Origin of the sequence: Streptomyces flavofungini (assembly GCF_041028215.1) — a bacterium.
GTDB classification, from domain to species: Bacteria; Actinomycetota; Actinomycetes; order Streptomycetales; family Streptomycetaceae; genus Streptomyces; species Streptomyces flavofungini_B.
The window spans coordinates 1-10,466 of sequence record NZ_JASKYR010000245.1 but is presented as its reverse complement, the minus strand read 5'-3'; the positions used below and the strand labels follow the sequence as shown (position 1 = coordinate 10,466).

The 10,466-nt window shown below is 69.5% G+C and carries 23 protein-coding genes; 3 read left to right on the top strand and 20 right to left on the bottom strand.

Annotated elements, in window-relative coordinates; translation table 11 throughout:
- Positions 1–253: hypothetical protein (locus tag AB8Z36_RS18480; RefSeq protein WP_369214431.1), on the bottom strand; the 253-nt coding region annotated here is incomplete at its 3' end.
- Between the two features lie 206 nt (positions 254–459).
- Here AB8Z36_RS18480 and AB8Z36_RS18475 point away from each other — a divergent pair.
- Positions 460–984 carry a hypothetical protein gene (locus tag AB8Z36_RS18475; protein ID WP_369214430.1) on the top strand — a complete coding sequence of 175 codons (525 nt, stop codon included), beginning with the start codon at positions 460–462 and terminating at the stop codon, positions 982–984.
- A gap of 130 nt (positions 985–1,114) precedes the next feature.
- Positions 1,115–1,342 carry a hypothetical protein gene (locus tag AB8Z36_RS18470; protein ID WP_369214429.1) on the top strand — a complete coding sequence of 76 codons (228 nt, stop codon included), beginning with the start codon at positions 1,115–1,117 and terminating at the stop codon, positions 1,340–1,342.
- A gap of 56 nt (positions 1,343–1,398) precedes the next feature.
- Here AB8Z36_RS18470 and AB8Z36_RS18465 read toward each other — a convergent pair whose 3' ends face one another.
- Genes AB8Z36_RS18465 through AB8Z36_RS18455 form a run of 3 tightly spaced genes read right to left on the bottom strand, consistent with a single transcriptional unit; the run spans position 1,399 to position 2,291 of the window.
- The gene (locus AB8Z36_RS18465) at positions 1,399–1,734 is read right to left on the bottom strand and encodes a hypothetical protein (RefSeq protein WP_369214428.1); all 336 of its coding nucleotides are present in this window, start codon (positions 1,732–1,734) and stop codon (positions 1,399–1,401) included.
- A gap of 12 nt (positions 1,735–1,746) precedes the next feature.
- The gene (locus AB8Z36_RS18460; RefSeq protein WP_369214427.1) at positions 1,747–1,989 is read right to left on the bottom strand and encodes a hypothetical protein; all 243 of its coding nucleotides are present in this window, start codon (positions 1,987–1,989) and stop codon (positions 1,747–1,749) included.
- Positions 1,990–2,006: 17 nt separating this feature from the next.
- Positions 2,007–2,291: a hypothetical protein gene (locus AB8Z36_RS18455; RefSeq protein ID WP_369214426.1), complete on the bottom strand. Its 285-nt coding sequence runs from the start codon at positions 2,289–2,291 to the stop codon at positions 2,007–2,009.
- Positions 2,292–2,420: 129 nt separating this feature from the next.
- On the opposite strand from AB8Z36_RS18455, the gene AB8Z36_RS18450 reads away from it, so the two are divergent.
- Positions 2,421–2,579, top strand: coding sequence for a hypothetical protein (locus AB8Z36_RS18450; protein ID WP_369214425.1), 159 nt, complete (start codon positions 2,421–2,423; stop codon positions 2,577–2,579).
- A gap of 18 nt (positions 2,580–2,597) precedes the next feature.
- Here the strand turns inward: AB8Z36_RS18450 and AB8Z36_RS18445 are convergent, their stop codons facing one another.
- The 16 genes from AB8Z36_RS18445 to AB8Z36_RS18370 form a co-directional block, all read right to left on the bottom strand.
- The gene (locus tag AB8Z36_RS18445) at positions 2,598–2,780 is read right to left on the bottom strand and encodes a hypothetical protein (protein WP_369214424.1); all 183 of its coding nucleotides are present in this window, start codon (positions 2,778–2,780) and stop codon (positions 2,598–2,600) included.
- A 230-nt stretch (positions 2,781–3,010) separates the two neighbouring features.
- The gene (locus AB8Z36_RS18440; protein WP_369214423.1) at positions 3,011–3,559 is read right to left on the bottom strand and encodes a hypothetical protein; all 549 of its coding nucleotides are present in this window, start codon (positions 3,557–3,559) and stop codon (positions 3,011–3,013) included.
- Complete coding sequence (locus tag AB8Z36_RS18435) at positions 3,559–4,086, bottom strand: hypothetical protein (protein WP_369214422.1); 528 nt, start codon at positions 4,084–4,086, stop codon at positions 3,559–3,561. Before AB8Z36_RS18435 ends, AB8Z36_RS18440 begins: the two co-directional genes overlap by 1 nt.
- Complete coding sequence (locus tag AB8Z36_RS18430) at positions 4,083–4,316, bottom strand: helix-turn-helix domain-containing protein (protein ID WP_369214421.1); 234 nt, start codon at positions 4,314–4,316, stop codon at positions 4,083–4,085. Before AB8Z36_RS18430 ends, AB8Z36_RS18435 begins: the two co-directional genes overlap by 4 nt.
- A complete protein-coding gene (locus AB8Z36_RS18425) occupies positions 4,313–4,777 on the bottom strand; it encodes a LuxR C-terminal-related transcriptional regulator (protein WP_369214420.1) in 465 nt (154 codons plus the stop codon). Before AB8Z36_RS18425 ends, AB8Z36_RS18430 begins: the two co-directional genes overlap by 4 nt.
- 27 nt (positions 4,778–4,804) lie before the next feature.
- Positions 4,805–4,990 carry a hypothetical protein gene (locus tag AB8Z36_RS18420; protein ID WP_369214419.1) on the bottom strand — a complete coding sequence of 62 codons (186 nt, stop codon included), beginning with the start codon at positions 4,988–4,990 and terminating at the stop codon, positions 4,805–4,807.
- Positions 4,987–5,307 (bottom strand): hypothetical protein, encoded by a 321-nt coding sequence (locus AB8Z36_RS18415; protein WP_369214418.1) that lies wholly within the window; start codon positions 5,305–5,307, stop codon positions 4,987–4,989. The genes AB8Z36_RS18420 and AB8Z36_RS18415 overlap by 4 nt, the downstream gene beginning before the upstream one ends.
- A 52-nt stretch (positions 5,308–5,359) precedes the next feature.
- A complete protein-coding gene (locus AB8Z36_RS18410; RefSeq protein ID WP_369214416.1) occupies positions 5,360–5,782 on the bottom strand; it encodes a hypothetical protein in 423 nt (140 codons plus the stop codon).
- Positions 5,779–6,153, bottom strand: coding sequence for a helix-turn-helix domain-containing protein (locus AB8Z36_RS18405; protein WP_369214415.1), 375 nt, complete (start codon positions 6,151–6,153; stop codon positions 5,779–5,781). Before AB8Z36_RS18405 ends, AB8Z36_RS18410 begins: the two co-directional genes overlap by 4 nt.
- 62 nt (positions 6,154–6,215) lie before the next feature.
- Positions 6,216–6,683: a hypothetical protein gene (locus AB8Z36_RS18400; protein WP_369214414.1), complete on the bottom strand. Its 468-nt coding sequence runs from the start codon at positions 6,681–6,683 to the stop codon at positions 6,216–6,218.
- Positions 6,684–6,711: 28 nt separating this feature from the next.
- Positions 6,712–7,131 (bottom strand): DUF4031 domain-containing protein, encoded by a 420-nt coding sequence (locus AB8Z36_RS18395; protein WP_369214413.1) that lies wholly within the window; start codon positions 7,129–7,131, stop codon positions 6,712–6,714.
- Between the two features lie 28 nt (positions 7,132–7,159).
- Complete coding sequence (locus AB8Z36_RS18390; RefSeq protein WP_369214412.1) at positions 7,160–7,648, bottom strand: DUF4326 domain-containing protein; 489 nt, start codon at positions 7,646–7,648, stop codon at positions 7,160–7,162.
- Positions 7,645–8,046, bottom strand: coding sequence for a hypothetical protein (locus AB8Z36_RS18385; RefSeq protein WP_369214411.1), 402 nt, complete (start codon positions 8,044–8,046; stop codon positions 7,645–7,647). Before AB8Z36_RS18385 ends, AB8Z36_RS18390 begins: the two co-directional genes overlap by 4 nt.
- Complete coding sequence (locus AB8Z36_RS18380; RefSeq protein ID WP_369214410.1) at positions 8,043–8,651, bottom strand: hypothetical protein; 609 nt, start codon at positions 8,649–8,651, stop codon at positions 8,043–8,045. Before AB8Z36_RS18380 ends, AB8Z36_RS18385 begins: the two co-directional genes overlap by 4 nt.
- 176 nt (positions 8,652–8,827) lie before the next feature.
- The gene (locus AB8Z36_RS18375) at positions 8,828–9,097 is read right to left on the bottom strand and encodes a hypothetical protein (protein ID WP_369214432.1); all 270 of its coding nucleotides are present in this window, start codon (positions 9,095–9,097) and stop codon (positions 8,828–8,830) included.
- The coding region (locus AB8Z36_RS18370) for a replicative DNA helicase (RefSeq protein WP_369214409.1) at positions 9,097–10,466 on the bottom strand (1,370 nt) is incomplete at its 5' end. The genes AB8Z36_RS18370 and AB8Z36_RS18375, both read right to left, overlap by 1 nt.

Sequence of the window (10,466 nt, the reverse complement as noted above, 5' to 3'; positions counted from 1 at the left end):
CGAGTTCGGTGCTGATGCGGGTGAGCGGGTCGCCGATCGTGTCGCGCGTGCGATCGAGTCCGTCGCGGATCACGGCCCGGTTTTCGGTGAGCCCGGTGTTGATGGCGGCGGTGGCGTCGTGCCGGATTTGATCGATGGCGAGTTGCTGGTCGGCGGCCTGCTGCTTGAGGGCGGCCAGGTCTGTGCTGATCCGTCCGAGCTGGTCGATCACCTGCCGCAACAGTTCGGTGTTGTCGTTGCCGAATAACGCCATGGGCCCCCCTGTGGTCGTCAGCTGACGTCGCCAGGGTGGGGCCCGGTTGAATGGTCGACAAGCGCGCGAACCGGCCAATGAGGGCACATACCCGGCGCACGTGCCAGCCCGCGCTACCGCCCGCCACCGTCATGCGAGGGCTTCGCAGGACGGGCATCCTTGAGGCTCTGTGGCGCATGGGGCGCCACGCGAGGAAGGGGGCGCAAGTGGAAGGCTTCTTCGACGGGCTCGAGAAGGCGATCAAGGAGCGGAACTGGCACGCAACGCTCGTCATGGCGCTGACGTTGCCGGACATCTGCGTGAAGGGCAGTGACCTCGGAAGTAGGACCTCAAGGTCCCGCTACGCGGCGTGGTTCGAGACGTATGTGGCTCCCACGTATACCCGCTATGTCGGACCTCCTGGCCACGGAGAGGAGGTGAAGTTTCTGTCGGGCAAGGACTGCTATGCGCTTCGCTGTTCCCTGCTTCACGAGGGCAGCGACGACACGACCGCCCATGAGGTACGCGAGGCACTGGACAGTTTCCACTTCTGTGTCCCGGGTGAGCGCGGCAACAGCGTGCACATGAACATGAGCGACAGGTCGTTGAATCTCATGGTGGACGTGTTCGCACGCGACGTGTTGGCTGGTGCTCGCGCATGGTGGGCATCGCTGCCGGATGGAGAACAGGCCGCCGTTCGCGCGCACCAGATCACCTTCCATGACACAGACGGCGACATCCAGTTCGGGTGAAGCGTGCTGTACGACAGTGATCACGCTCAGGTCCGGCCATCGACGGCCAGATCATCTGCCCGCTTACGCTTGCGTACTCCAGTCGGGCGCCGTTTCGTGCCCACGCACCAGAGTCCGGCGTTGGCCGGGTATGGACGTCGATGATCTGCCGCGTGTTGCTCCGCCCGAGGACCCTCTAGACTTCGAGATCTGGGATCTGCTGGAGGTGGGCGGTAGAGAGCGTCTGCCGTTGCTGACCGCCGAGGAGGCGCAGGCGGTCGTGTTGTTGCTGCGTATCTTGGCGGCCGGTGATGGCATGGGGCATGAGCAGGCCCTGACGCTGTCCGGCCGCATCTCCCGACGGCTGCCCGAGGGGTAGTTCGCACAGCGAGAAGCCCCCGCACCGTAGGGTTCCGGGCGGGGGCTCTTAGGTAGTCAGCGGCGTTTCTGTCCGCCCATAGGGCTGCTGATGACTTTGACGCCGCCGGGTACGGGTGCGTGGGCACGGCGTCGCTCGGGGAGGAAGTCCTCTTCGTAGATCACCTGCGCTTCCTCGCAGGCGGCCTCCGGGGTGGTGAGCACGTTCCCCCACTGGCGTGCCGAGCCGGTGAGGCTCCAGATGGTGACACCCCAGGTCTCTTCGTCGATTTCCCAGCCGTACTCGTCGCGGGTTCCGGCCGGCCCGCTCCAGTCGATCTCGCCAATGAGGTCGTCGCCCTCGTAGATCTTGTACTCGTTTGTGCCGTCGACGGGGCGGATCTCTATGGCCATGCGTGCATTCCTTCAGCCGAGGTAGTCGATCTGGAAGATGTGCAGGGTTTTCGTCTGATGCCCGAGGTAGATCACGACGAGGATGTCGCCGGTGACGAGGGTGCGCATGATCCCGTCGTCTTCGCCGTAGGGGTCGGTGGCGCCGATCGGGTCGGCGCAGGCGTCGGCCAGGGCGAGTGCAAGACGCTGGCGGGGCTCATCGGGGAGCCCGTCCCAGATCGCTTGGTTGATGGCGTCGCATCGCAGGGCGTACACCGGGCAAGCGTGTCAGGTCAGGCGGCGCCGCGTGCACGGATCCGGGCAGCTTCTTCAAGAACCCGGTCGGTGACGTCCTGCCACTCGCCGGGGATCTCTCCCCCAGTCGCTTCGATGGCTGCCGCTTCCCGGCCACGCTGGACGGCGTCGAGGGTGCGCTGGGCGATGCCCTGCCATTTGGCGAAGACACCGAGGAGTTCGTGCGCGGGCGCCTTGTTGATCTCTGCGAGGAAGCGCTGTGCGAGCACGGGGTTGCCGAGGGCGTCACGAATGGACTCGATGGTCCACGGCTGGTCGCTCATCGTGGCCTCCCTGGATGCTGCGGTTGACATTAGTACGGTACCGCCCGGCCGGGCGGGCGGGCGGTCGGTTCCGCGTGACCGGACGCCCGGGGGCGCCGTTATCCCGGCATGGACGATGACCGCACTGCCGTGGATCCGCCGTCCCTGCTGCTGCCGCTGCTGCCGCTGGCCGACGCGCGGGAGCTGATGCTGCTGCTGGCCGCGGTGCGGGATGGCCGGGTGGCGGATCGAGAAGTGGCGGGGCGGCTGCTGTCGGAGCTCGCCGCCCGGGTGCCGTCGCGGGAATGACGGCACCCGGGTCGGCGGCTACCGGCGGAAGGACCGCACGAGCTCTCCGAGGGCGCGGAAGCAGTCGGACAGATGCTTGCGGTCGTCGGCTTGGACGGTGACGTAGGCGATCCAGACCACTCCGATGATCAGGAAGAGCAGGCAAGACGAGCTGCCGAGAACCGCGAGGGCGACCGGCTCTGCGTTGACGATCTCGTTCACGAGGGATCTCCTTGAGGTTGTGCCCGGTGGCGTCCGGGGTTGATGGGATGCAGAAGGCCCCCGCTGGCCGTTTGGCCGGCGGGGGCCTTCGTGGTTCGTCTTCTGCTGGTAAGGGAGTCGGTGACCTGGCGCCTGGACTGCCCTTCGGGGTGGGTCTAGAGCGCCGAATGCGGGGTGGCGGTCTGCTCAACATGTCGCTCTCCGGTTCCATCACGACATAGGCCCCCGCCTCAATGTGGCCTCCGGGCGGGCCCGTAGGGGGTTTGCCAGGCGGGGCGTCCCTGGCGGCGTGGCAGGGGCGGACGCGGGCGCTCGGGGGCCTGTACGGGGTCGCCGTTGGTGTCGACCCACTCGCCGGACCGGACGGCCCCTGCCGCCTGTTGGAGCGCCTCCGCCATGGCACGGAGGGCGTGCGCGGCGGCTTCCATGGCTGGCTGCATGGCGGCACGGATGCGCTGTACGGTCTCGTCTACGACGGCGCGGGCTTCGGCCCGGACGAGGTGCGCGTACCGGCTGTCCCGGCCCTGCTCGACGGCGAGGACGGCCGAGTAGGCGGAGAGGCGGGTCAGGCCGTGATTGTCGACGAGGCGGGCGATGAGGAGTTGCCGGACCTCCCGGGACAGGGTGAGGCGCGGGCGCTGCACGTCCTCGTCGACGATGCACACATCAGCGCTGGCCCCGTCCTCGGCGGCGGGGCGGCTGCGCATGGCGTCGGCGGAGACGGTGTAGTCGTGCAGCACCTCGTCGATCCGGGCCACACTGTCGTCGCTGCTGGTCATCACTCGCCCGCCTTCTCCAGGTCCCAGCGCCGATCGTCTGCGGCGGCTTCGGTGATCGTCGGCCCGTCGTGGGTGGCGAGGTGCACGCCGTCGGCCCGGTCGCGCAGGTACTTATCGCGGGCTTCGGCGCCCTCGAACAGCTGGACGGCCCAGGCGGCGGCGTGCAGGTATCCGGAGGCGAGGCTGGCCTGAGCGATGCGGACCTCGTCGACGGTGATGACATCCATGGCGGCGAGCATCCGCGCCCGGTCGGCCTCAAGGCGGGCGAGCAGTTGCCGGTAGGCGGCGGGCGGTTCGTCGTCGTGCTGGTCGACCCAGACGACGCGGGTCTTGCCGCCGTGGCCGTGGATGGTTTCGACGTCGGTTATCGACGCGTAGATCGCGGTCGAGGTGGTCGCGGTCAGCCAGCGGAGGGCCACGGTGCCGTCGGTGAATTCGAGGCCTTCGACGACGACGCCCGTACCGGATGTGCCGGTTTCGTCGACGTCTCGGATGAGGCGGAAGCGGCGCGGAAGCTGGTCGGTCACGGAGTCCCCTTAGGCTTGATCATGAGTGCTATGTCGGTGTCGAGGTCGAGCCAGACGAGCAGCGACACGAGCGCGTCGGCGTCCGGCCGCTTGCCGTCGGCGATGCGGGAGAGCGTCGATGCGGAGATGCCCACAATGTCCGCGAGCTGCCGCCAGGTGAGGCCGCGCTCAAGGCGCCGACGGTCGAGGCGGCGGTGGAGTTCCGGCACGTCGAGGACGTAGGCGCTCATGCGGCACGCTCCTGTTCTGCGGGTGGGATGAGTCCTCGCCGTCGGGCTTCGGCGACGGCTGCGGCGCGCTTCTCGCCGCGAGGGAGGCCGTGGACGCCGAGGCGGATGTAGGCGCCGGAGAGGCTGGATGCGATCTGCTGCCGGGTGGTGCCGAGCCGGGCGGCCACGGCGGTGAGGCTGGCTCCGTCAGCGGCGGCGACGAGGACGAGGGCCTGCCGCTCCGTGAGCGGCTGCCGTGCGGGCCCTGGGCGCCGTCTGGCGCGTCCGGGGAGGATGCCTTCCTGAACGGCGAGATGGACGGCGTGCGGGGCGTTCAGCGCGCCGAGGCGGAGCAGCGCACGGTTGAAGGTCGCGGTGACGCCCTTGTGGGTGATGCCGAGTCGCTCGCCGATCTCCTTGTGGGTGAATCCTCCAGCGACGAGCTTCAGCACCTCCAGTTCCCGGGGCGGCAGCTTCGTCATGCGGATCTCCGGGTGCCGGTCATCTGGTCACCAGCCTTCGTGGAAGTGCGGGGCGTCGCTGCCGAGGTAGCGGTGATCGCCGAGCGGGCGGGCGCGAACCCACGCGGTGCGCGGGTGCAGGATCTTGGGGGCGTAGCAGTGGCGGCAGAGCCAGAAGCGCCAGCCCCGCGGCGTCCACGGGTGCGGCCCTACCTGGGTGGCGTGGCTGCTCACGACTGGCCCCCATTGATCGCTCGGGCGACGGCGAGGGCGTGAGGGCTCACGGTTTCCTGCCATCCGGGGTGTGTCGTGGCGGCCAGGCGGCGGGCTTCTGATCGCAGCCAGCGGGATAGTTCGAGGGCGGCTGCGGGCGGGATGGCTCCGGCGAGGTCGCCGCTTGCTCCGCCCATGCCGTTGGCGAAGCCGTTCTGCCAGGCAGTTGCGGGGTCGTAGGGCTGCCAGTAGTCGTCGTTGTCTAGATCCTTCTGCGCGGCTTGCGCGAGCGGAGTGAGGTGATCGGCTGCGGCGGTGATCTCTTCGGCGGGTGTCACGTGTGTCTCCTCTGCTTGGGGTGGGGCGGCGGCCGTGAGCCGCCGCCCGGGATCACAGCTGGGGTCCGTTGAGGCGGGTGCGCATCCATTCGGCGTCGGATTCGGCGACGTGCGCTCCGGCAGTTCGGGCAACGATGATCTGTGTCGGCTGGCCGTCGCCGTCCCGCTCGGAGCCGACGAACACTCCCCAGGGCTGGGAACCTCCGTCGGGCAGCGTGTGCCCGTCGGGGCAGTACGGGCATGTCATGTCCTGCGTTGGCGGCTCGGGGTCGTCCCAGACGATGCGGGTGTGGCCGCCGTACCCGTGAACGTGTGCGGCGTCCTCAAGGCGTTCCCAGAAGACGGTGGACGGCCGGTCTCCGGCCCAGCGGACGGAGACGGTGCCGTCAGGCCAGAGGATGCCGTCGGCGACCCGCCCCGTGCCGGACATGCCCGTGACATCGTGATCGCGCTGGAGGTGGAAGCGTCGGCTCATGGGTGGTCTCCCTTGTCGTAGTTGTCGGGTATGGCTTCGAGGAGGGTGTCGATCTCGTTGCGGGCGGCGAGGAGTCTGCGGCGAAGTGCGACGTTGGCCGAGGGGAGCGCCGGGGTGATCTGTGGCGGGTCGTCGCTGAGGAGCAGGTCCACGGGGTCGACGCCGAGTGCCTGGGCGATGCCGAGCAGGACGTGGAATGGGGCGCGCTGCACGGCGCATTCGATGTTGGCGATTGAGGAGCGGGACAGTCCGACGGTGCGGCCGAGGTCGGCCTGGGTGTAGCCGCGGGCTTTGCGGGCGGCGATGATCCGCTGGCCGACCTCGGTGTACAGGTCGTTGATGACGGCGTTCGCGGCGGCGAGATCGGGCACGGTGCTCCTCACGGTCGGTGCGGGGCGGCGGCCGGAACCACCGCCCCAGGTGGGTGGTCTGGTCAGACGGTCGTCTGCGGGATGAGGACATCGATGCCGCAGATCTGGCAGTGCGCGCCATCGGGCAGGTCGTCAGAGATGAGCGGGGTCATCTCGGGTGTGCCGTGAGTGGTGCAGTAGACGCTGTTGGTGGCGGGGCTTCGGCGGGCGACGATCCGATCAGCCTCCCCCGCCTGCTGCGCCTCCCCGGCCAGCCCGCAGAGGACGTCGGCACCCCAGTGCCTGCCGTGCCCCGCCTCCAGCCGTCGGGCCGCCGCATGCAGCAGCGCGCTCCGGTCGGTGTGCTCGGGCACGACGGCGAGGACCGCGTCGGCGAGGGCTGCGAGCGTGTCCCTGCTTGCGGCCTCCCGGGCATCGGCCAGGACGTCGTCGGCGATCCACCCCGACGTTTCCAGGGCTTCGACGACGTCCAGGCGACCAAGCCACTCCCCCGGGGCGGGACGGCTGACGATCAGATGCAGGTCGGTCACGTGCTGCTCCTTCGGTCCGGGTTGGTGGTCACGGGGCGGGGCGCTCGGCGGCACGTTGTTCCAGGAAGGCCGCGAAGTCCTTGATTGCCTTCCGGTCGCCGTCGGTCATCACGGCGTTGGGGTCGTTGCCGCATGCGAAGCCGCCGGACGGTATGCCGTCGCGTTCACGGCGGCGGTGATCCATGAGCCGGGCGATGAACCCGTGATCCACCTCTTGGGCGCCGAGACGGACCGCCTGGGCGCGCTTGTTCGGGGTGACGTCGTAGTGCCAGCCGACGTCGTTCGCGTCCTTGCGCTGAAACCAGGAACGGCGCAGCCCCAGGCGGGCGGCGAACGCGTGCAGCTCGCCCTCGGTATCGGCGGTGAGGTGGCACCAGTGCGTGTGCCGCAGCCCACGGGCCTGGGCCACCAGCGTCCAGTCGAGGATCTCGTCCACGTACACGGTCACGTGCTGCTCCTTCGGGTCGGGTTGGGGATCACGGGGCGGGGTGGAGTGGTTTGAGGCCGTCGCGGATGCGCTGCCGGTCGACGCGGGCCTGCACCGCACCAATCCACGCCGCGAGTTCGGTGGGCGGCATGTTCGCCCTTCGCAGCAGCTCATCGCCGTGGCACGCCTGATCCAGACGGCACGTGCAGGCAAGGTCTTTGCCGCGCAGCAGGGGCAGATCGGCGAGGATGCGGTCCCGCCGCCGGTCCGCCTCATCGGTGGGCGCATTCGAGCGGGACCCGGCCAGCCAGAACCGGAAGTTCTCGGCCGCGGCAGCGTGCGGATCCTCATAGCCCAGTTCCCGCATCAACTCGACCTTGCACGGGTTGCCGAAGCGGGACGACCGGTCCACGACCGCACCGCCCCGCAGCGGATGCGCCGCACCAGCCAGCCGCCAGCCCTTGGTGCGACGCCGCTGGATACGGGCCGGAGCCGCAGACGGCTCGGCGACCGGTGCCGCAGTGGTTCCGTAGGTCACCGCTGCACCTCGCCCTGCGTGCGCCGGTAGGCGTCGACCGCGCTGTGGCCGTTGACGCGCAGGTGCGGGGCCGCCTGCTTGGCCAGCACCAGCGCGGCGCCGAGCGTGAACCGGTGCTCGGCGAGCCAGTCGTCGTCGCGCTCGGAGGGCCGCGGCTCGTATGACCACTCGCCTGCCGCGTTCAGGCAGTCGCGGTGGCGGACCACCGCCCACCGGTCGTCACCCCGGTACTCGACGTTGATCGTGAACAGGCTGCGGTTGATGTCGCCCTCGGGAAGGACCGACACCACGTAGTGGGTTGCCTGCACCTGGACGTCAGGAGTGCTGGGCTCGACGTGGCCGAGCTGTTCGCGGATCTCACGCATCGCCATCGCGGGACGGGACGGCTGGTCGCTCATCGCTGCACCGCCTCGGCGTCGGTAGCGGTGCGGCGACGGACGTTGATGCCGGGCCCGGTGTCGATGCCGTCGTCGTGGCGCTCGACGAGTTCGAACTCCGTGTCGTATCCGGACGTCGGCTTCTGCTGCACCCACTCCAGACGGCCGGTCACCTCAGCCTCCGAGCGCATCCACGCCTCCGCAGCACCCTTCGCGGCGGCCTCGGAGTTGGCGTAGCCGATCAAGTAGTCGCTCACGTTGCCGGGCTCGTATATCGCCTCCCAGGCGGGCAGAACGCTGTCGAGACTGCGGTCCGCTGGCGCACTGACGGGCGTCCACTGCTGGACTACGACGGGCCGCTGCTCGACCTCGATGGCCTTGATCTCGTCGCGGTACCCCCAGGCATCCAGGCCGTCCTGGTGCTCGGTAAGACCTCGCTCGAAGTGGACGCTGTACGCCAACCCGTCATCCGGGGCGCGGAAGACGAGTTCGTGGACGGACACCCAGCGGCGGGTGTCGACCTGCCGCTCGTGCAGGTGCTCGGCCTGCTGGCCGTCCTCGGCGTCCCAGCCGTTCGGGACGCCTATCGCTGCGAGCTGATCACGGGTGAACATTCGGGTGGACATACGGTTCCTTTCGGGTCGTGTCGGGCGGGTCAAGATCCGGAAGCGCTGTGCGGCTCTCAGAGGCCACGGGAGCGGCCCGGGTGAGCCGAGGGGCCTCGGGTGGGAGTTCGGGCGGCAGAGACGGCACCAGAGGCGCGGGCGCGGCAGCCGACAGGACCGGTCCCTCTCGGAGCGGGTCAGGCGGCCCTGTCGTTGCGGTGGACGGCGCGGCTGGCAGGGTTGCCGCCGCACTTGGCGCACGTGCAGGTATCGGGCGGCGGGGTGGGGCCGGTAGCGGCGGTGCCGAGCGGCCAGCCGCCGACATGCGCGATCCGGTAGCCGGGATCCGGGACCACCGACAGGGCGGGCTTCTGCTTGGCGGGGGCGCGGCCGGTGAGCGACAGGAGGTAGTCCTCCAGGTCGCCCTGCTCACGCATCGCGGCGATATCTGCGGCGGTTGCGGCCATCACGCCACCGCCATGTCGCGGAAGCGGGCGAAGTGCCCTTGGAAGGCGACGGTGATGGTTCCGGTGGGCCCGTTGCGGTGCTTGCCGACGATCAGGTCGGCCTCACCGGCCCGCGGTGATTCCTTCTCGTAGGCGTCCTCGCGGTGCAGCAAGATCACAATGTCGGCGTCCTGCTCGATGGCCCCCGACTCGCGCAGGTCGGACACCTGCGGCTTCTTCTCGGTGCGCTGCTCGGGCCCGCGGTTCAGCTGGCACAGGACAACGACCGTGATCCCGAAATCTTTGGCGAGGAGCTTCAGCCCGCGCGACAGATCAGCGACGGCTTGCTGGCGGTTGTCGGCCCGGCCGACCTGCATCAGTTGCAGGTAGTCGACGATGACGAGCCGCAGGCCCTTGGTGCGGACGAGGTTGCGGACTCTGGCGCGCAGGGTGGCCAGGGACAGCAGGGCGCCGTCGTTGATGTAGAGCGGGGCGTCAGCGATCGTTTCCTGGACGCGGACTGCGGCCCGCGCCATGTGGTCGTCGGAGACGATGCCCTGCCGCAGGTGGTGCAGCGGGATGGCTGCTTCAGCGCACAGGATGCGGTCGGACAGGTCGCTGCTGCTCATCTCCAGCGACTCGATGAGGGTGGGAACCTTTGCCTTGAGGGCGGCGCCGCGGGCGAAGTCCTGGGCGATCGTGGACTTGCCCATGGCGGGGCGGGCGCCGATGACGACCATCTGGCCGGGCGTGAAGCCGCCGCACAGGAGGCCGTCGATGTCGATGAAACCGGTGGGGATGCAGTCTTTTGTGCTGGGCGGGGTGACGGCGCGGATGAGGCTGTCGCCGATCAGTTCCCCGATGGGGGCGAGGTTCCCGTCGTCGGTGGGGCGCACGGCCCCGTCGAGGTCGGCCTGGATGGCGGCGACGTCCGCGTCTTCGTCGAACGCCGGGGAGGTGCCCTTGAGGATGGCGTCGTAGCCGAGGGCGACGATGCGGGCGGCGACGGCCTTCTTGGCGATGCGGGCGGCGTACCAGGAGGCGTTGCCGTAGTGGGCCTCGTTGCACAGTTCCATGAGGGTGTCGGCGGGCGGCACCCGTGTGGGCATGCGTCCGTCGGCGCGCCAGGTTTCGAGCTGGCGGTGAACGGCGAGGTGCTTGAGTTCGCCGTCGCGGAAGTGGGTGCGCAGTTCTTCGACGGCGAACCAGGTCCAGCGCAGCCAGTCGATGGTGATGTCGGCGGGGTCGAAGCCTTCGGCGCCGAGTTCGTCGACCGCGGCGGGTTGCATGATCGCGGTGGCGACGAGAACGCGCTCGGCTTCGATGTCGCAGGGGCGTTCGGGAAGGGCCGGGCCGGGGGCGGCCTCGTCGGGGGCCCACATCTGGGTGT

Excerpts from the sequence above, each read along its gene's own strand:
- AB8Z36_RS18385 (WP_369214411.1), bottom strand. The coding sequence starts at position 8,046 with ATGAGCGACCAGCCGTCCCGTCCCGCGATGGCGATGCGTGAGATCCGC.
- AB8Z36_RS18470 (WP_369214429.1), top strand. The coding sequence starts at position 1,115 with ATGGACGTCGATGATCTGCCGCGTGTTGCTCCGCCCGAGGACCCTCTA.
- AB8Z36_RS18455 (WP_369214426.1), bottom strand. The coding sequence starts at position 2,291 with ATGAGCGACCAGCCGTGGACCATCGAGTCCATTCGTGACGCCCTCGGC.
- AB8Z36_RS18430 (WP_369214421.1), bottom strand. The coding sequence starts at position 4,316 with ATGAGCGCCTACGTCCTCGACGTGCCGGAACTCCACCGCCGCCTCGAC.
- AB8Z36_RS18425 (WP_369214420.1), bottom strand. The coding sequence starts at position 4,777 with ATGACGAAGCTGCCGCCCCGGGAACTGGAGGTGCTGAAGCTCGTCGCT.
- AB8Z36_RS18410 (WP_369214416.1), bottom strand. The coding sequence starts at position 5,782 with ATGAGCCGACGCTTCCACCTCCAGCGCGATCACGATGTCACGGGCATG.
- AB8Z36_RS18465 (WP_369214428.1), bottom strand. The coding sequence starts at position 1,734 with ATGGCCATAGAGATCCGCCCCGTCGACGGCACAAACGAGTACAAGATC.
- AB8Z36_RS18440 (WP_369214423.1), bottom strand. The coding sequence starts at position 3,559 with ATGACCAGCAGCGACGACAGTGTGGCCCGGATCGACGAGGTGCTGCAC.
- AB8Z36_RS18375 (WP_369214432.1), bottom strand. The coding sequence starts at position 9,097 with ATGGCCGCAACCGCCGCAGATATCGCCGCGATGCGTGAGCAGGGCGAC.
- AB8Z36_RS18380 (WP_369214410.1), bottom strand. The coding sequence starts at position 8,651 with ATGTCCACCCGAATGTTCACCCGTGATCAGCTCGCAGCGATAGGCGTC.